At 41.7% G+C, this 979-nt stretch carries 1 pseudogene; it reads left to right on the top strand.

The features are described from left to right. Positions 1–92 precede the first annotated feature (92 nt). Positions 93–975: pseudogene (locus NXS07_RS20300) on the top strand (IS982 family transposase). The last annotated feature ends 4 nt before the right edge of the window (positions 976–979 follow it).

Genomic DNA, 979 nt, shown 5'->3' with positions numbered 1-979 from the left:
TAACCTGAGATTTGCTTAAGAAGGGAACTAAAGTGCCTGAGGCACGATCAAAGTTTTTGCTAAAGAAAACAAAATCGTGGAGATCCCCAGGCATGGTTAATTTAGAAGAGTTTTACTGCTGCGTCGATGACTTTTGCCAAACATTTATCCCCCTCTGGCATCAACAACTCATTGAAAACGGATTACTCAAACGGCACCGCGAAGCTTCCCTTTCTCTCAGTGAAGTCATGATGATCCTCATTTTATTTCATATGAGCCATTATCGTGATTTTAAAACGTTTTATATTAAATATGTAAAACAACATCTTACGGCCGATTTTCCCGGATTGGTCAGCTATATCCGAATGCTCACTTTGAAGAAAAGGGCACTTATTCCTCTATGCGCTTTTCTTTCTTCACGCAAGGCTAAAACCCAAGGGATCGCTTTTATTGATCCCACCAAAATTGCTGTTTGTCACAACCTTCGTATTCCCCGCCATCGTGTATTTGAGGGGGTTGCACAACGAGGAAAAACGAGTACAGGTTGGTTTTATGGCTTTAAACTTCATCTGGTTATCAATGATTGCGGTGAACTTTTGGCCGTGAAATTAACCACAGGAAATAAGGATTCGTCACCCTGTCAAAGCGATGGTAAAAGGGTTAACGGGATGTTTATAGGGTGATAAAGGGTATTTATCACAGGCTTTATGCGATGAGTTGGAAGCGGAAGGGGTCACGTTAATCACTCATGTCCGTAGTAACATGAAGGCAAAAGCGTTATCTCTTTGGGATAGATTGATGTTAAGAAGGCGATTCTTGATAGAAACGGTCATCGACCAGCTCAAAAATATTTCTCAGATAGCGCATTCAAGGCATCGCAGTCAGCTCGGTTTTCTGCTGGAAATCGCTGCGGGTCTAATTGCTTATACATTCCAGCCTAAAAAACCGAGCTTGAATTTACGGGATACTGATATCGCTATTCTTAAACGAAGCTGAGGTT

Origin of the sequence: Xenorhabdus bovienii, from assembly GCF_024721015.1 — a bacterium.
GTDB lineage: Bacteria > Pseudomonadota > Gammaproteobacteria > Enterobacterales > Enterobacteriaceae > Xenorhabdus > Xenorhabdus bovienii.
The sequence above is the reverse complement of the archived record's forward strand: the minus strand, read 5'-3'. Positions and strand labels throughout refer to the sequence as shown.